Raw genomic sequence first — 15,372 nt, 5'->3', positions numbered from 1 at the left:
AGGATAGGGTGGCCGCAGGCTTTACTTCTTCTGGTTATCGCCGGGGCCACGCCGCCGGCGGATGGGAGCACACGATGGGTTCCGACCAGACGACCAGGGCCTCCCTGCATGGCATAGCCGAGCTGCTGCTCGCCGGGCCGCAGTACCGTCAGCACGGCACCATCAGGCTCCGCGTCCTGCCCGGTGCCATCGCCACGATCGCGGCACCTGACCTGCGCCTCGACCACCGGAAGCTGCGGACCCACGACGCCGCGGTGGACCTGCGCGGCGCCACCTATGCCGAGATCGGCTCCCGCCTGGGTGTGGTCGCCGGCGCCCCGGAAGGCCTCTATGGCGAAGGCTCTGGCGCCCAGCCCTCGGACCGCCCGGTCGTGGACCCGGATACCGCCCGGACCCTCCTCGCCGCGCTGGACCGCGGCGATCAGGGTCTGCGCCGCTTCGCGCCGGACCAGACGCCGGTGCTGTGGCCGGAGCACTTCGACGTCGCCGTCACCATGGACGAGGTCAACTACGGCGTCTCCCTGGGCGACACATTCCTCGACGAGCCCTACATGTACGTCGGGCCGTTCAAGCCGCGCACGGGACCGTTCTGGAATGCACCGTTCGGGGCGGCGCAGCCGCTGGCCGCGACGGTCGAGGGGATCGCGGAGTTCTTCGCCGAGGGAAAGCGATCGCTGTAGCCCCTCAGCGAGGTTTTCAGCGAGCTCCTCAGGGAGCCCTTCAGCGAGCCCCTTAGCGAGCCCTCAGAGCTCGGTCACCTTCCCGGCATCCACGCTCAGCCGCCGCGTCGTCTGCACCGCCTCCAGCATCCGCCGGTCGTGCGTGACCAGCAGCAGCGTCCCCGGGTAGTTGGCCAGCGCCGCCTCCAGCTGCTCGATCGCTGCCAGGTCCAGGTGGTTCGTCGGCTCGTCCAGGACCAGCAGGTTCACGCCCCTGGCCTGCAGCAGCGCCAGCGCCGCCCGGGTCCGCTCGCCGGGGGACAGGGTCGCCGCCGAGCGCAGCACGTGCTCGGCCTTCAGCCCGAACTTCGCCAGCAGTGTGCGGACCTCGGCCGGCTCCATCTCCGGCACCTGCTCCTCGAAGGCCCGCAGCAGTGCCTGCTCGCCCAGGAAGAGCCCGCGCGCCTGGTCGACCTCGCCGACGACCACACCCGAGCCCAGGGAGGCGGTGCCCTCGTCCAGCGGCAGCCGGCCGAGCAGCGCGGCCAGCAGCGTCGTCTTGCCCGAGCCGTTGGCGCCGGTGATCGCCACCTTCTCGGCCCAGTCGATCTGCAGGCTCACCGGGCCCAGGGTGAAGTCGCCGCGGCGGACCACGGCCTCCCGCAGCGTCGCCACCACGGCGCCGGAGCGGGGCGCGGCGGCGATCGTCATCCGCAGCTCCCACTCCTTGCGCGGCTCGTCCACGACCTCCAGGCGCTCGATGCGCTTCTCGGTCTGGCGGGCCTTCGCGGCCTGCTTCTCGGTCGACTCAGCCCGCGCCTTGGCGAGCATCTTGTCGTTGTCCGGCCGCTTCTTCAGCGCGTTCTTGACGCCCTTGTCCAGCCAGTTGCGCTGCATCCGGGCTCGCGCCTCCAGGCCCGCCTTCGTGTCGGCGTAGTCCTCGTACTCCTCGCGCGCGTGCTGCCGCTCGACCTCCCGCTCCCGCAGGAAGTCCTCATAGCCGCCGCCAACCTGGCGGATCAGCTGCTGCGCGAGATCGAGCTCGACGACGCGGGTCACGGTGCGCGCCAGGAACTCGCGGTCGTGGCTGATCAGGACCACCGGCGCGCGCAACTCGGAGACGAAGCGCTCCAGCCGCTCCAGGCCGTCCAGGTCCAGGTCGTTGGTCGGCTCGTCGAGCAGGAAGACGTCGTAGCGGCTCAGCAGCAGCGAGGCCAGGCCGGCGCGCGCGGCCTGGCCGCCGGACAGCGAGGCCATGGTCTGGTCCAGGTCCACGGCCAGCCCCAGGTCGGCGGCCACCGCCTCGGCGCGCTCGTCGAGGTCCGCGCCGCCCAGGCTCAGCCAGCGCTCCAGGCTCTCGGAGTACGCGTCGTCGGCGCCGGGGGCGCTCTCGACGAGGTCGGCCGTCGCGGCGTCCAGGGCCTCCTGCGCGGCGCTCACTCCGGTGCGGCGGCCCAGGAACTGCCGGACCGTCTCGTTCGGCCGGCGCTCGGGCTCCTGCGGCAGGTGGCCGATCGTGGCGCTCGGCGGACTCAGCTGGACGCCGCCGTTCTCGGGCTTGTCCAGGCCGGCGAGCAGGCGCAGCAGCGTGGACTTGCCGGCGCCGTTGACCCCGACCAGGCCGACCACGTCGCCGGGGGAGACCACGAGGTCCAGGCCGGAGAACAGGACGCGGTCGCCGTGGCCGGCGGTGAGTTCCTTGGCGACGAGCGTGGCGCTCATGCGGCGTGACTCCTGTGGTGCTCTTGACGTTGAGATGGTGTGGGACTCGACGATAGCGGCCCCGTCAGCGGCTTCGCTTAGAATTGCACACATGTTCGACGACGCCTGGTTCCAAGGCTCCCTCCTCGACGTCGACACGCCCCAGACCGTGGGCGCGCTCGGCGCGACGGTGGAGCGCGTGACACTGGCCGACGGCGCCTGGGTGGATCTGCGCCGCGGCTGGGTCTCCGGAGCCGACGAACTGTTCGCGCGTCTGATGGATGTCGTCCCCTGGCGCGCCGAACGCCGGATGATGTACGAACGCGTGGTCGACGTCCCCCGCCTGCTGTGCTTCTACGGCGACGGCGAAGCCCTCCCCGACCCGCTGCTCACCGAGGCGCGCGCGACCCTCGACGGCCACTACGGCCCCGAACTCGGCGAGCCCTTCACCACCGCCGGCCTGTGCCTGTACCGCGACGGCCGCGACAGCGTGGCCTGGCACGGCGACACCATCGGCCGCGGCTCGTCGGAGGACACGATGGTCGCGATCCTGTCGCTCGGGACACCCCGCACCCTGGCCCTGCGACCGCGCGGCGGCGGAGCCCCGACCCTGCGCTACGAAGTCGGCCACGGCGACCTGCTGGTGATGGGCGGCAGCTGCCAACGGACCTGGGAGCACGCCGTGCCGAAATCGGCGCGGCCGCTGGGCCCGCGGATCAGTGTCCAGTACCGGCCGCGCGGAGTGCGGTGACGCGCAGGGCCCGATGATCCTGCGGAAAGGCAAGCGGAAAGACAAGAAGACCGCCATCTCCGATGAGATGGCGGCCCGTTTTCGGGTGGGCGATACTGGGATCGAACCAGTGACCCCTGCCGTGTGAAGGCAGTGCTCTCCCGCTGAGCTAATCGCCCTTGCCTGGTCGGCGCGCCCTTGCGGGCCGTTCCGACGTCCGTAACCTTACCGCATCCGAACGGTCCCGTGCGCACCCCTTTCCTCGCCGCGCGTGGCATTCCGGGTAAGGGTCGGCGACCCGCCGGAAAGCGTGGAATTCGTCACACTGTGTCACTGGTGGTATACGGTGTGTTCTGTCCCGATTCGGGGGATTGCGCCTCGTGTCGCCGAGGCGCCTGTCGTGCACGTCAAGGTCTTGTCCTCGACCTGATGGCCTACGCACATCGCCGTATACCGGGCACACGGGTTTACCGACCACCGGACCGTGGCATTCCTCCTTCGCGCCCCTCGACGCGAACCACTAGGAACGCGGGGGTGTGAACCGCTGAGTACGGGACCGCCCGCCTCGGCGCACTCCTAGCGAAAGGCCGACCGCCATGAGCTCATCGGTCACCTGTGAGCTGCAGCTGCGTCTCGTCATCTCCGGCGACTCCTCGCTGCCGGTCCCCGCGGGCCTGCGCTACGACACCGCCGACCCTTACGCCGTGCACGCCACGTTCCACACCGGCGGGCAGGACACCGTGGACTGGGTCTTCGCCCGGGAGCTGCTGGCCGAGGGGCTGCGGCGCCCCACCGGAACGGGCGACGTGCGGGTGTGGCCCTCGCGCAGCCGCGGGCAGGCGATCGTGTGTCTGGCGCTCAGCTCGCCCGAAGGGGAGGCGCTCCTGGAGGCTCCCGCGCGGGCCCTGGAATCCTTCCTCAAGCGCACCAACACGGCGGTCCCGCCCGGGCTGGAGCACCGCTTCTACGACCTGGACGCCGAGCTCGTGCACCTGTTCGCGGACAACTGAGGCGCACGGTCCCCAACCGACCCGCCCCCGCCGATGCGATCACCATCGGCGGGGGCGTTGCGTTTCCTGCGCCTGGGGCTGGGCCTGGGCCTGGGCCTGCTGAGGTTCCGGGGGAATCGCTGGAACTGCTGGAACTGCTGGGACTGCTGGAACTGCTGGAATCGCGGAATCGGTGGCCTTGGTGGCCTCGATGGGCTCGGTGCAGGCGCTGGAGCCGCTACTGCGGGTCGTGGTCCTCGGCGGAGCGCTCGGCGAACACGGCCATGGCGGCCTTGGTGAGCGGGCCCGGCGCGGCCACCTCGCGGCCGTCCGCGCGGTGCACGCCCTGCACGTCGCGCAGCGTCGAGGTCAGGAAGATCTCGTCGGCGTCCAGCAGGGCCTCGATCGGCAGGTCGGTCTCCTCGGCGGGCACCCACTCCAGCACCAGGGCGCGGGTGATGCCGGCCAGGCAGCCGGTGTCCAGGGTCGGCGTCATGATGCGGCCGTCGCGGACCACGAAGATGTTGCTGCCGGTGCCTTCGCACAGGCGGCCGGTCGTGTCGGCGAACACCGCTTCCGTGGCTCCGGCGCGCTGTGCGTGGGCCAACGCTTTAGCGTTCTCGGCGTAGGAGGTCGTCTTGATGCCCGCCAGCGCTCCGCGCTCGTTGCGGGGCCAGGGCACGGTGGCGATGGCCGTGGTCTCGGCGCGGGCCTTGCTCGCGGCGATGGCGACCACCAGCGTGGGCCCCTGGTCGCCGCGTTCGGAGCCGAGCGGGGCCAGGCCCGCGGAGTAAGTGATCCGGATGCGGGCCAGCGGCGGCACGTCGTTGGCGAGCAGCGTCTCGATCACCGCGTGCCGGACGGCGTCCACGTCCACCGGGGGCAGCCCCAGGCCGTCGGCCGAACGGGCCAGCCGCGCGAGGTGCCGGGTCAGTGCGAACGGCCGGCCGCCGACCGCCTTGACCGCCTCGAACACCCCGTCGCCGACGGTGAAGCCGTGGTCGAAGACCGAGATGTGCGGGGTCGCGGCGTCGACCAGGCCGGAGCCGACCCAGACTTTGTCAGTGCTCATGGCTCCCAAGTCTCCTTCACTGCCCGGACGGCTGCGGACCGGACGCGACCGCCAGCAGTCGCGCGGCCTTGAGCTCGGTCTCGTCCCATTCTCCCTGCGGATCGGATCCCCACGTGATGCCGGCCCCGGTCCCGAAGCACAGTCGGTCGCCCTGCCACCAGAAGGTCCGGATGCCCACCGCCAGCTCCCCGATCCCGCGGTCGGCGTCCACCCAGCCGATGGCGCCGCAGTAGGGGCCGCGCGGAGCGTTCTCCAACTCGTCGATGATGCGCAGCGCACTGCTCTTGGGGGCGCCGGTGATGGACCCGGCCGGGAAGGTGGCCGCGATCAGCTCGGGCCAGCCGGCGCCGGCAGCGAGCTCGGCGGTCACGGTCGAGACCAGGTGGACGAGCCCGGGGTGCGGCTCGACACGCAGCAGCGCGGGCACCTCCACGGAGCCGATCTCGGCGACCCGCGCCAGGTCGTTGCGGACCAGGTCGACGATCATGATGTTCTCGGCGGTGTCCTTCGGCAGGAACTCCGCCGCGGTCCGGGCGGTGCCCTTGATGGGCTCCGAGGTGACGGAGCGGCCCTCGCGGCGCAGGAAGAGTTCGGGGGAGGCGGTCACCACGCGGGTCCCGGGGACGTCCACCAAGCCGGCGTACGGAGCGGGATTCCCCATGCGCAGGCGCGCGGCCAGCGCGAGCGGCTCGGCCCGCGGATCGATCGGCGCGGACAGGACCCGGCACAGGTTCACCTGGTAGACCTCGCCGGAGGCTATCTCGTCGCGGATGGCTTTCACGGCGCCGACATAGGCGCCCTGATCCATGGAGGAGACCCACGCATCGCGGTCGGGGCCGCGCCAAGGCGCCCTCGGCGGCGGCAGGGGAGCGTCCCGGACGTCGTCGAAGCGCGCCAGCGTCCAGGCGCCTTCGTAGGTGCCCACGACGGCCCAGAAGCCGCCGGAGTCCAGGGCGGTCAGGTCCGAGGTGACGTCGCGCAGCCCGGTCGCGAGCCGGCCGGCGAAGTGGGCCACGGGCTCGGGGCCGGATATGGGAGTCGGGCGGGAGGGCACATCTCATTGTCTCCCGGCTGCTGACCGGGCCGCTCCCGGCCCGATCTTCCCGCCTTCCGCCTTCGGGACGTTCACAGCCTTCACGGCCTTCACGGTCCGAAGTCGGATGCCCCGCTCGCGCTGGCCACGAAGTTGTGGATGTCCGGCGCCGACAGGCGGGTGAACACGCCGGGCGTGCCCGGGACCGCGCAACCGTTGCCCCAACTGGTGACGCCGATCAGCTCCCAGGTGCCGCCGGGCAGCGGGCTCAGCAGCGGGCCGCCGCTGTCGCCGGTGCAGGCGTCGTGCCGGCCGTCGCCCCCGGCGCAGAGCATCTCCTGAGGGTAGAGCGCGGGATTGCGGACGCCGTCGAACACGCTCTGGCAGGGGACGTCGCCGACCAGCGGGAGGTCCACCTGGCGCAGCTCGTCCGGGTAGACGCCGCCGCCGACGTCGGCCGGTCCCTGCGGCTGGGTGCTGCCCCAGCCGATGGCGCGCGCCGGGGTCCCGGGCTGCTCGTAGGCCTGGTTGCCGGAGGTCGGCATGTTCGGCGAGGCGACGCCGTCGATCGGCGAGTCGAGCTGCACCACCGCGGCGTCGTCGGACTCGGTGGCCGAGTCCCAGGTCGGATCCACGCGGATGGCCTGGGGCAGCCGAACCGCGCCGTCACTGGCGCTCAGCACAGTCCGCCCCACGATGACGCGCTCCTTGGGCTCCCCGTCAGAAGCCGCCTGCCCGACCGACCACTGGTCCACGCAATGCGCCGCGGTCAGCACCTCATCCGGCGCGATGAGCGTCCCGCCGCAGATGGTGAGGTAACCGTTGCCGACCCACTGTTGCAACGCGGCCATGAACGGATACGCACCATCCGGTGCCGCGGCACCCCCGACGATCCGCGGAATCGGCCGCAACGTCGCCGCCACGGGCGTCGCCGGCGCTCCCAGCGCGGTGGCCGCAGCCACCCCGGCCACCGTCAGCACCCCCGCGACGCCCCACGCCGCCATCCGTGCGACCCGCCGCCTCAGCCGCGCCATCCCCGCACCTCTTCCCGTCCACACCAGAAACCCGGACCGACCGCCGACCCGCCGACCGGCCCGCACCATCGTCGCCGCGCGGACCAGCACCCCGACCGGCCACCACCGCCGAACCACCCGAACGAATGGCGACTCAGTGTAGCGGCATGCTCGCCCAGTGAGACCATGGACACCGTTCTGCCCAAGTTCGAGATGATTTCAACCCAACCCTGTGACGCCTGAGGGGAATGGTTTTTGGATCCCCGGCCCTATCCGCTACAGTTCATGGTGTCGCCAGGGGGCGCAGCGAGGGAAACCAAGCGAAAACCCCGGAAGCGCACGCGGATGTGGCTCAGTTGGTAGAGCATCACCTTGCCAAGGTGAGGGTCGCGAGTTCGAGTCTCGTCATCCGCTCGGTTGGAAGGCTGGTCGGGTACCGTGTTCCACGCCTGATCGAGCCCACTCCCACGGTGGTGTGGCCGAGAGGCGAGGCAACGGCCTGCAAAGCCGTCTACACGGGTTCAAATCCCGTCACCACCTCGCACGACGGCAAGTAGCAGGGCAGCAGGACCAGCAGTGAGCAAGACAATGTAATACAGCACGGGCGATTAGCTCAGCGGGAGAGCGCTTCCCTGACACGGAAGAGGTCACTGGTTCAATCCCAGTATCGCCCACTTGTTCGGAGGGCTCGGATCTACGGATCCGGGCCCTTTGGCGTTGTCTGGGGCGGGATTGCTTCGGAGGGCTATGCGCGGGCTTGTTGGCGGCACGCGCGCTGGCTGACGTCAGGTTGTTGATCTTCGGGGGTGAGGCGAGTCCGCCGGAGCTGGCCGAGCGCCGACAGGCCTACTCGTCGAAAGCGATCTGCGGCCACCTGCGGCGGTGCGGTATCCAGGTCGTCATCCCGTTCCCGGTTGACCAGATCGCGCCCCGTGAACGCCGTCGGGCGCCGCGCGTGTCTGGGCCGGGGCTGCTGAAAAGCCGGTGCGGGTGTCGGACCTCGTCGGTAACGTCTCGCGCGGCGGGGTGGTGATTACCGCGTGCTGGGTGGCTGCGGGTTGGCGGCGTGGACTGGGGTGGGGTTGTGCGGGCGAGGGTGCTGCGTGTGCTGGATGTCGGGGGGCTGCCGCGCGTTTTCTGGTGGGTGTGGGTCAGTACGTTGGTGGCGCGGACGGGGGCGTTCGTGGCGCCGTTCTTGTCGTACTACCTGACGCGGTCGTTGGGGCATTCGGCGGCTTTTGCGGGGTTCGTTGCCGCGTTGAATGCTGTGGGGGCTGCGGTTTCCGCGGTGGTGGGGGGTGTGCTGGCTGACCGGGTGGGGCGGCGGGGGACCTTGTTGGGGGCGCTGGTGGCCTCGGCGGTGACGTTGGTGGCGCTCGGGTCGGTGCACTCGGTGGGGCTGATCGCGGTGTTGGCGTTCTTGGCGGGGTTGGCCAACAACGCGACGCGGCCGGCGACGGGGGCGATCATCGCGGACATCGTGCCGTCGGGGGATCGGGGGCGGGCCTATGCGCTGAACTACTGGGCGATCAATCTGGGGTTCGCGGTTGCCATGCTGTCGGCGGGGGCGGTGGCTTCGCACGGGTATTCGCTGTTGTTCATGGGTGATGCGCTGGCGAATGTGGGCTGCGCGGTCGTCGTCTTCTTCACGGTGCCGGAGACGCGGCCGGTGGCCGGGGCTGCGGAGGGCTCGGACGGTGCGGGCGCGATAGTCGCTGCGCCGGCCGGGAGCTTGGCCGATGTGCTGCGGGACCGGGTCTTCCTGGGGTTCCTGGGGGCGGTGCTGGTCGGGGCGATCATCTATTCGCAGGCGCAGACGGTGCAGCCGATCATGATGGGCCAGGACGGTCTCGGGCCCGGGGCGTACGGGGCCGTCGCGGCGCTCAACGGCATCCTCATCGGGGTGCTGCAGCTGCCGATGACGACCTGGATGCGCCGCTACACCCATGGCTCGGTGCTGGCCGCCTCGTCGTTCCTGATGGGAGCGGGGTTCGCGGTGCCGCTGCTGATCTCGGTGGTGGGACACCCGATGGGGGTCTACGCGGGCTCGGTGGCGGTGTGGACGATCGCGGAGATCGGGAGCACGCCGCCGCAGATGGCGTTGGGGGCGGATCTGGCGCCGGCGCACCTGCGCGGGCGGTATCAGGGCATGTCGACGCTGGCCTGGAGCGTCGCCGGAATCGTCGGTCCGCTGCTGGGCGGTTGGGCGCTGAGCGCCATCGGCGCCTCGGCGGTGCTGTGGGCGAGCCTGGTGCTCGGCGCGGCCGGTGTGCCGGCGTGGCTGCTGCTCGATCGCCGCTCGGCGGTGCGGGTGGCCGCGCTGCGGGCGGCCGAGGCGGGCTGGGAACCGGTGCCGGTCGTCGCCGCGTCGTCAGGGTTGTCGGCTGAGGTGACCGAGGTGGGGTCGGAGCCGGTGTGCGCATAGGCGGGGCGGCGACGGCGTCGAGAGCCCGCCGTCGGAAAGGGGCGACCCGGTGGTCGAGTCGGTGGTTGAGCCCGCGGTCGAGCCCGATGAGATACCCGGGCCCCGGCGGCGCAACCCGCTGAATCGGCCCGTCGCCTGGTACCGGAGCCTGCCGCGGTGGTGGCGCAGGGCCCTGGCGGCGCTGGTGGCGCTGTGCGCCCTGCTGGCCACGCTGGTCGGCGTCACCGGTGCGGCGTTGTTCGCGGAAGGCGCCGGCACGCCCCCGGCCGCCGCGCACAGTACCGGCGACGACGCCCTGTGGCTGGGCCACGCCTGGGTCGGGTGGCAGCCCGGCAGCGCCGGGGCGCCGAAGACCGACGCCGACCTCCAGGCCCTGGTGGCCCAGGTTCGCTCTTCAGGTATCAAGGATCTGTTCGTGCACGACGGCCCCTTCGAGATGGACGGCTCGCTGAACCCGGCGCGCAGTCCGAAGGCCGAGTGGTTCATCGGCGCCGTCCACCGGGAGCTTCCCGGGGTGCGGGTCCAGGCCTGGCTCGGGCAGGTCGTCGGCGGGCCGAGCCTGCATCTGGACGATCCCGCCACCAGAGGCCGGATAGTGGCGGGGGTGGGCGCCGCGCTGGACCGCGGGTTCGACGGCGTCCACTTCGACTTCGAGCCGGTCTCCGACGGCGACCCCGGCTTCCTGGACGTGCTCGGCGCGGCGCACACCGTCACCGCGTCCCACCACGCGCTGCTGTCGGCGTCGGTGCCGCAGGTGGAGCCGCTGTCCGGCTTCCGGTTCCCGGGCGACTTCCTGGCCGGGCATCCGAAGTGGTGGTCCCAGGACTACCTCCACCGGGTCGCGGTGGACTGCGACCAGGTGGCGGTCATGGCCTACGACACCTCCCTGCCCACGGCGTGGGCCTACCGGGGCTATGTGGCCCGGCAGACACAGGTGGCCCTGAGCGCGGTGCCGCGGAACGTCCAGCTCTTCATCGGGGTCCCGGCCTTCCACACCCACGACCCCGGCCACTGGGTCAACGCCGAGACCATGCCCGCGGCGCTGGACGGGGTACGCCTGGGGCTCGGCGCACATCCGTCGTCCCGGCCGTTCGGCGTCGCGCTGTACGTCGACTTCGCCGCGACCCCGGCCGACTGGGCGGCCTACCACGCCGACTGGCTCAGTCCGGCCCCGGTGGGGTGACCAGCGCCCGGGCGTCGACATAGCGGGTGTTGGGGTCCAGGGGGAGCGGCTCGCCGCTGCTGGCCTCGGAACAACAGAAGGCGAACATCCCGGCGGCGTCGATCGGCGTAGTCGTGCCGCCGGCCACGCGCCAGCCGCGCACCACGTATCCGGGCGTCCCGGAGCCGGCGTCCGGCTCCAGCAGCGGACGCGAGCGCAGGATCAGTGTCGCCTCGGCGCCGCTGACGTGCGCCAGCGCGAACAGCTCGCACAGCTCGCGCTCGGCCCCGGACGCCGGCAGGCCGACCGCCGGGATCTCCGTGGCGATGTCCAGCCGCAGGTCCTCGCCAGCGGTGACGGGGCCGGATGACGTCGGTACTGAGCAGTTGAGCCGGTGCGCCCCGGACCCGATGGTCAGGACGATTCCTATGAAGACCGACTCGGCGAACTCGCGGGCTCTGAGGACGGCCAGCTGCGGGTCGTCGGTGTCCCGGGCGGCGGCCCAGATCAGGGCATCGAGATCGTCGACCCGTTCGGTGAGGTCGGTGTGGGCGGTGCGGGGGTGCGGCAGGTTGCTGACGGCGGTCATGGGGTCCCTCCCGGGTGATTCGAACTTTCGTGCTCGAATCAACTGTAATCGGACATCGCCGACAATGGGAGGTTTCTGTCATTCTGTTACGAGAAAGTGTGCTGGTGTTCGGGCTCTGCGGTATGACAATCAGATCCCGGTCACTCAGTGGCCCAGACCTAGTGCAGCACCACGTCATTCCTTCAGGACTGGGGTAGCCAGGCGGTGGGGTCGTTGAGGTAGAGGCCGCAGGCGCAGTCCAGGGCTTCCTCGGGGCTGCCGAAGGGTAGTCCCGAGGGCAGGATGTTGTCTTCATATTTGTCGCTGCTGGCCAGGTAGATGGCGAAGCCCCAGGTGTGCATGACGCCGTTGAAGCGCAGTCGGCACAGCTTGAGCACCTCGCCGTCGGGCAGCCGTCCGTCGAGGTAGGCGAACCCGGCCCGGTAGCGCACGTCGATGCCGGCCAGCGCTGGCCAGCGCTGCTTGGCGTGCCGGTTGAGGCGCTGGCGCAGGTTGACCTGCATGGATTCCGGCGGGTTCTTCGGCATGGGTCCCATCGTGCCGCATACCCCCGCCGTGCGGCGATGATCGACCCCGTTGATGCCAGGGATCTGATTAGGCGGGGGTGGGGATGGCCGTGCCGCAGGCGGTGCCGATCGTGCTGGATGAGGCGACACACCGCAGGTTGGCCAAGCTGGCCGCATCGCGGACCGCGTCCGCCGCCGATGGTGCCACGAACGCCGCGATCGCCGCGGTCGTGGGCGCCGATACCGGTACGGTGCGCATGTGGCGTGGCCGGTTCGCCGAGCACGGCCTTGCCGGGCTGGCTGATGCCGAACGTCCCGGGCGTCCCGGGCGGCTGGGCCAGACCGAGCGGGTCGCGGTGGTGGCAGTCGCAACCTCGGCCCCGCCGGGGCCGGAGGCGATCTGGTCACACCGGCTCATCGCCCAGCGCCTGGCCGCCGCCGAGAACATCACCGTCTCGGCATCCCAGGTCGGGCGGATCCTCGCCGAGGCCGACCTGAAGCCGCACAAGGTCCGCGGCTGGCTGACCCGCGGCGACGACCCGGCGTTCTGGGAGCGTGCCGCCGATATCTGCGACCTGTATCTGAACCCGCCAGCCCAGGCGGTGCGGTTGTCCATCGACGAGAAGACCGCGATCGCCGCCCGCTCCCGCAAACACCCCGCCGTCCCGGCCGTACCCGGCCAGCCGGCACGACGGGAGTTCGAGTACGTCCGCCACGGCATCGCCTCACTGGTCGCGGCGTTCGACATCGACACCGGACAAGCCCTCACCGAGATCATCGCCCGCAACGACGCCGATACCTTCATCGCCTTCCTGTGCTGCCTGGACCAGCTGATCGCACCGGGCCGTGACATCCACGCCGTGCTCGACAACGGCTCCTCGCACGTGGCCAAGAAGACCAAGGCATGGCTGGCGGCGCACCCACGCTGGCACGTGCACTGGACCCCGCCACACGCGTCCTGGCTGAACCAGGTCGAACTGTACTTCTCCGCCCTCACCCGAGCCGTGATCCGTCACGGCGACTTCACCAGCCGCGATGACCTCATCGACAAGATCGAGACCTACGTGATCGCGAAGAACGACACCGCCAAGCCATACCGCTGGACGTACGACGGCACCCCACTCAAAGCCGCATGAGAAGCCCCGAAGTATGAACGCGGTGCTGCACTAGTACGACTTCGGAAGCCCCAGCGTGTGCTGCGCGACGAAGTTCAGGATCATCTCCCGGCTGACCGGCGCGATCCGGGTCACCCGGGTCGCCGCGAGCAGCGGCGCCAGGCCGTACTCGGTCGCCAGGCCGTTGCCGCCGTGGGTCTGGATGGCCTGGTCGACGGCCTCCACGGCGGCGTCGGCCGCGGCGAACTTCGCCATGTTCGCGGCTTCGCCGGCGCCGAGGTCGTCGCCGCTGTCGTAGAGCCAGGCCGCCTTCTGCGTCATCACCTTGGCCAGCTCGACGTGGACCGCGGCCTGGGCCAGCGGGTGCGCCACGCCCTGGTGGGTGCCGATGGGGCGGTCGCGCCAGACCGTCCGGGTCTTCGCGTAGTCGGCGGCCTTGTCCAGGGCGTACTTCGCGGTGCCGATCGCGAAGGCCGCGGCCATGATGCGCTCCGGGTTCAGGCCCGCGAACAGCTGGAGCAGGCCGGCGTCCTCGTCGCCGATCAGGGCGTCGGCGGGCAGGCGGACGTCGTCGAAGAAGAGCTGGAACTGCTTCTCCGGGCCGGCGATCTCCATCTCGATCATGGTCTTGGTGAAGCCCGGGGCGTCGGTGGGGACCACCATGAGCGCCGGCTTCAGGTTGCCCGTGGCCGCGTCCTTGGTCCGGGACACGACCAGGACCGCGTCGGACTCGTCGACGCCGGAGATGAAGACCTTCTGCCCGGACAGGACCCACTCGTCGCCGTCGCGGCGCACCGTGGTGGTGATCTTGTGCGAGTTGGAGCCGGCGTCCGGCTCGGTGATGCCGAATGCCATCTTGAACGAGCCGTCGGAGATCCCGGGCAGCCACTTCCGCTTCTGGTGCTCGGTCCCGAAGCGGCTGATGATGGTGCCGCAGATGGCCGGGGACACCACGATCAGCAGCAGCGGGCAGCCGGCGCGGGCCAGCTCCTCGCCGACCGCCGCCAGATCGGCCATGCCGCCGCCTCCGCCGCCGTACTCGACCGGCAGGTTCACGCCGAGGAAGCCGGCCCGGCCCACCTCGTCCCACAGCTCGGTCGACTTCAAGCCGGCCTTGGCCTGCTTGCGCACGTAGTCCGGTCCGTACCGCTTGGCCAGGTCGCGCACCGCCTGGCGGAGCGCAACGCGCTCCTCGGGCTCCACGAAGCTCATGTCAGCCAGCCTGCCAGGCCGGGAATCCAAAAACAATCCTGCCTGTTTGTTTTTTGCCGACGACTCAGCCTGGACGTGAAGGAAGAAGCAGAGGCGGGACGCCGGGCTCTTAAGAGTCCGACACGTCCTTAGCCTCCGGCACGTCCTTCCAGTGCGGCATCTCGACCAGAGGCTCGGTCAACGGCCTGGCGATGGCGTCGGCCGGGGGCTCCATGTCGGTGGCCGGATCCACGGCCGGAACCTGCTCCGAGGCGGTGGCGCCGTCGGCCTCCGCGCCCTCGATCGCGATCGTCTCCGACCCGGTCTCCACCGCCTCGGCCGCCTCGGCCGCCTCGGGCTCTTCCGAGGTCAGCGCGTCGACCGCCTTCTGGGCGGCCTTCACCGCCGCGGGTGGGGCTCCGCCGCCGGCGCTCTCCAGGAAGCGCAGCAACTCGACCGGGAACGGCAGGACCAGCGTCGAGTTCTTCTCCGCCGCGACCTCGACGATCGTCTGCAACAGCCGCAGCTGCAGGGCCGCCGGCGTCTCGGCCATGATCCGCGCGGCGTCGGAGAGTTTGCTGGAGGCCTGGAACTCGCCGTCGGCGGTGATGATGCGGGCCCGGCGCTCGCGATCGGCCTCGGCCTGGCGGGCCATCGAGCGCTTCATCGACTCCGGAAGCGCCACGTCCTTGATCTCGACCCGGTCGATCTCCACGCCCCAGCCGGTCGCCGGGGTCTCCAGCATCAGCTCCATGCCCTGGTTGAGCGGCTCGCGGTTGGACAGCAGGTCGTCGAGCAGGCTCTTGCCGATGATCGAGCGCAGCGAGGTCTGGGCGACCAGTGACACGGCGTACTTGTAGTCCTGCACGTAGATGAGCGCGCGAGCCGGGTCGATGACCCGGAAATAGACGACCGCGTCCACCCGCACCGTGACGTTGTCCCGGGTGATGCCCTCCTGAGCCGGCACCGGCATGGTCACGACCTGCATGTTGACCGTGCGCAGCCGGTCCACGCCGGGGATGATCCGGGTCAGGCCCGGTTGCCGGACGCTGTCCAGGGCCCGGCCGAAGCGGAAGACGATGCCCCGCTCGTACTGTTTCACGGTGCGCAGCGAGGCACCGAAGGCTGCCGCCCCCGCCGCCGCCGCGGCGATGATGGCACTCACGAGCGCAGTGATCATGGCGGTC

At 70.9% G+C, this 15,372-nt stretch carries 14 protein-coding genes and 4 tRNA genes; 9 read left to right on the top strand and 9 right to left on the bottom strand.

The genetic code is table 11. The features are described 5' to 3' along the window. Positions 1-74 precede the first annotated feature (74 nt). Positions 75-680 carry a hypothetical protein gene (locus tag ABH926_RS41155; RefSeq protein ID WP_370371739.1) on the top strand — a complete coding sequence of 202 codons (606 nt, stop codon included), beginning with the start codon at positions 75-77 and terminating at the stop codon, positions 678-680. A gap of 63 nt (positions 681-743) precedes the next feature. Here ABH926_RS41155 and ABH926_RS41150 read toward each other — a convergent pair whose 3' ends face one another. Then, positions 744-2,381 (bottom strand): ABC-F family ATP-binding cassette domain-containing protein, encoded by a 1,638-nt coding sequence (locus ABH926_RS41150; RefSeq protein ID WP_370371737.1) that lies wholly within the window; start codon positions 2,379-2,381, stop codon positions 744-746. 91 nt (positions 2,382-2,472) lie between these two features. On the opposite strand from ABH926_RS41150, the gene ABH926_RS41145 reads away from it, so the two are divergent. After that, positions 2,473-3,111, top strand: coding sequence for an alpha-ketoglutarate-dependent dioxygenase AlkB (locus ABH926_RS41145; protein WP_370371735.1), 639 nt, complete (start codon positions 2,473-2,475; stop codon positions 3,109-3,111). Between the two features lie 86 nt (positions 3,112-3,197). Here ABH926_RS41145 and ABH926_RS41140 read toward each other — a convergent pair. Beyond that, positions 3,198-3,269, bottom strand: a tRNA-Val gene (locus ABH926_RS41140). A 417-nt stretch (positions 3,270-3,686) separates the two neighbouring features. On the opposite strand from ABH926_RS41140, the gene ABH926_RS41135 reads away from it, so the two are divergent. Next, on the top strand, positions 3,687-4,100 hold the full coding sequence (locus tag ABH926_RS41135; protein ID WP_012786429.1) for an SsgA family sporulation/cell division regulator: 414 nt from the start codon (positions 3,687-3,689) through the stop codon (positions 4,098-4,100). 217 nt (positions 4,101-4,317) lie between these two features. On the opposite strand, the gene ABH926_RS41130 is transcribed toward ABH926_RS41135, so the two are convergent. The 3 genes from ABH926_RS41130 to ABH926_RS41120 form a co-directional block, all read right to left on the bottom strand. After that, positions 4,318-5,151: an aminotransferase class IV gene (locus tag ABH926_RS41130; protein WP_370371734.1), complete on the bottom strand. Its 834-nt coding sequence runs from the start codon at positions 5,149-5,151 to the stop codon at positions 4,318-4,320. Between the two features lie 16 nt (positions 5,152-5,167). Next, positions 5,168-6,205, bottom strand: coding sequence for a chorismate-binding protein (locus ABH926_RS41125; RefSeq protein WP_370371732.1), 1,038 nt, complete (start codon positions 6,203-6,205; stop codon positions 5,168-5,170). A gap of 89 nt (positions 6,206-6,294) precedes the next feature. Then, complete coding sequence (locus ABH926_RS41120; RefSeq protein ID WP_370371730.1) at positions 6,295-7,218, bottom strand: trypsin-like serine protease; 924 nt, start codon at positions 7,216-7,218, stop codon at positions 6,295-6,297. A 320-nt stretch (positions 7,219-7,538) separates the two neighbouring features. On the opposite strand from ABH926_RS41120, the gene ABH926_RS41115 reads away from it, so the two are divergent. From ABH926_RS41115 to ABH926_RS41095, 5 genes are all read left to right on the top strand, one after another. After that, a tRNA-Gly gene (locus tag ABH926_RS41115) sits at positions 7,539-7,611 on the top strand. Between the two features lie 55 nt (positions 7,612-7,666). Beyond that, positions 7,667-7,737: transfer RNA gene (locus ABH926_RS41110), tRNA-Cys, on the top strand. 62 nt (positions 7,738-7,799) lie between these two features. Further along, a tRNA-Val gene (locus ABH926_RS41105) sits at positions 7,800-7,871 on the top strand. Positions 7,872-8,263: 392 nt separating this feature from the next. Further along, positions 8,264-9,622, top strand: a complete 1,359-nt coding sequence (locus ABH926_RS41100; RefSeq protein ID WP_370371728.1) for an MDR family MFS transporter — start codon at positions 8,264-8,266, stop codon at positions 9,620-9,622. Between the two features lie 49 nt (positions 9,623-9,671). Further along, on the top strand, positions 9,672-10,805 hold the full coding sequence (locus ABH926_RS41095) for a hypothetical protein (protein WP_370371726.1): 1,134 nt from the start codon (positions 9,672-9,674) through the stop codon (positions 10,803-10,805). On the opposite strand, the gene ABH926_RS41090 is transcribed toward ABH926_RS41095, so the two are convergent. Then, the gene (locus tag ABH926_RS41090) at positions 10,783-11,373 is read right to left on the bottom strand and encodes a hypothetical protein (protein ID WP_370371724.1); all 591 of its coding nucleotides are present in this window, start codon (positions 11,371-11,373) and stop codon (positions 10,783-10,785) included. The genes ABH926_RS41095 and ABH926_RS41090 overlap by 23 nt on opposite strands. A gap of 182 nt (positions 11,374-11,555) precedes the next feature. Further along, complete coding sequence (locus tag ABH926_RS41085) at positions 11,556-11,900, bottom strand: hypothetical protein (RefSeq protein WP_370371722.1); 345 nt, start codon at positions 11,898-11,900, stop codon at positions 11,556-11,558. Positions 11,901-11,983: 83 nt separating this feature from the next. Between ABH926_RS41085 and ABH926_RS41080 the strand changes: the two genes are divergently transcribed. Further along, positions 11,984-13,015 carry an IS630 family transposase gene (locus ABH926_RS41080; protein ID WP_370371720.1) on the top strand — a complete coding sequence of 344 codons (1,032 nt, stop codon included), beginning with the start codon at positions 11,984-11,986 and terminating at the stop codon, positions 13,013-13,015. A gap of 30 nt (positions 13,016-13,045) precedes the next feature. Here ABH926_RS41080 and ABH926_RS41075 read toward each other — a convergent pair whose 3' ends face one another. Together ABH926_RS41075 and ABH926_RS41070 are read right to left on the bottom strand one after the other, a co-directional pair. After that, positions 13,046-14,206, bottom strand: coding sequence for an acyl-CoA dehydrogenase family protein (locus ABH926_RS41075; RefSeq protein ID WP_370371719.1), 1,161 nt, complete (start codon positions 14,204-14,206; stop codon positions 13,046-13,048). A 109-nt stretch (positions 14,207-14,315) separates the two neighbouring features. Next, positions 14,316-15,365 (bottom strand): slipin family protein, encoded by a 1,050-nt coding sequence (locus ABH926_RS41070; protein ID WP_370371717.1) that lies wholly within the window; start codon positions 15,363-15,365, stop codon positions 14,316-14,318. Between the last annotated feature and the right edge of the window lie 7 nt (positions 15,366-15,372).

This window comes from Catenulispora sp. GP43, assembly GCF_041260665.1.
Lineage (GTDB): Bacteria > Actinomycetota > Actinomycetes > Streptomycetales > Catenulisporaceae > Catenulispora.
Note: the sequence above shows the minus strand (reverse complement) of the source record. Positions and strands in the feature narration are given on the sequence as shown.

What these genes read in the sequence shown, in the direction of transcription:
- ABH926_RS41155 (WP_370371739.1), top strand. Translation starts at nt 75, where the DNA reads ATGGGTTCCGACCAGACGACCAGGGCCTCCCTGCATGGCATAGCCGAG.
- ABH926_RS41150 (WP_370371737.1), bottom strand. Translation starts at nt 2,381, where the DNA reads ATGAGCGCCACGCTCGTCGCCAAGGAACTCACCGCCGGCCACGGCGAC.
- ABH926_RS41145 (WP_370371735.1), top strand. Translation starts at nt 2,473, where the DNA reads ATGTTCGACGACGCCTGGTTCCAAGGCTCCCTCCTCGACGTCGACACG.
- ABH926_RS41135 (WP_012786429.1), top strand. Translation starts at nt 3,687, where the DNA reads ATGAGCTCATCGGTCACCTGTGAGCTGCAGCTGCGTCTCGTCATCTCC.
- ABH926_RS41130 (WP_370371734.1), bottom strand. Translation starts at nt 5,151, where the DNA reads ATGAGCACTGACAAAGTCTGGGTCGGCTCCGGCCTGGTCGACGCCGCG.
- ABH926_RS41120 (WP_370371730.1), bottom strand. Translation starts at nt 7,218, where the DNA reads ATGGCGCGGCTGAGGCGGCGGGTCGCACGGATGGCGGCGTGGGGCGTC.
- ABH926_RS41090 (WP_370371724.1), bottom strand. Translation starts at nt 11,373, where the DNA reads ATGACCGCCGTCAGCAACCTGCCGCACCCCCGCACCGCCCACACCGAC.
- ABH926_RS41085 (WP_370371722.1), bottom strand. Translation starts at nt 11,900, where the DNA reads ATGCCGAAGAACCCGCCGGAATCCATGCAGGTCAACCTGCGCCAGCGC.
- ABH926_RS41080 (WP_370371720.1), top strand. Translation starts at nt 11,984, where the DNA reads ATGGCCGTGCCGCAGGCGGTGCCGATCGTGCTGGATGAGGCGACACAC.
- ABH926_RS41075 (WP_370371719.1), bottom strand. Translation starts at nt 14,206, where the DNA reads ATGAGCTTCGTGGAGCCCGAGGAGCGCGTTGCGCTCCGCCAGGCGGTG.
- ABH926_RS41070 (WP_370371717.1), bottom strand. Translation starts at nt 15,365, where the DNA reads ATGATCACTGCGCTCGTGAGTGCCATCATCGCCGCGGCGGCGGCGGGG.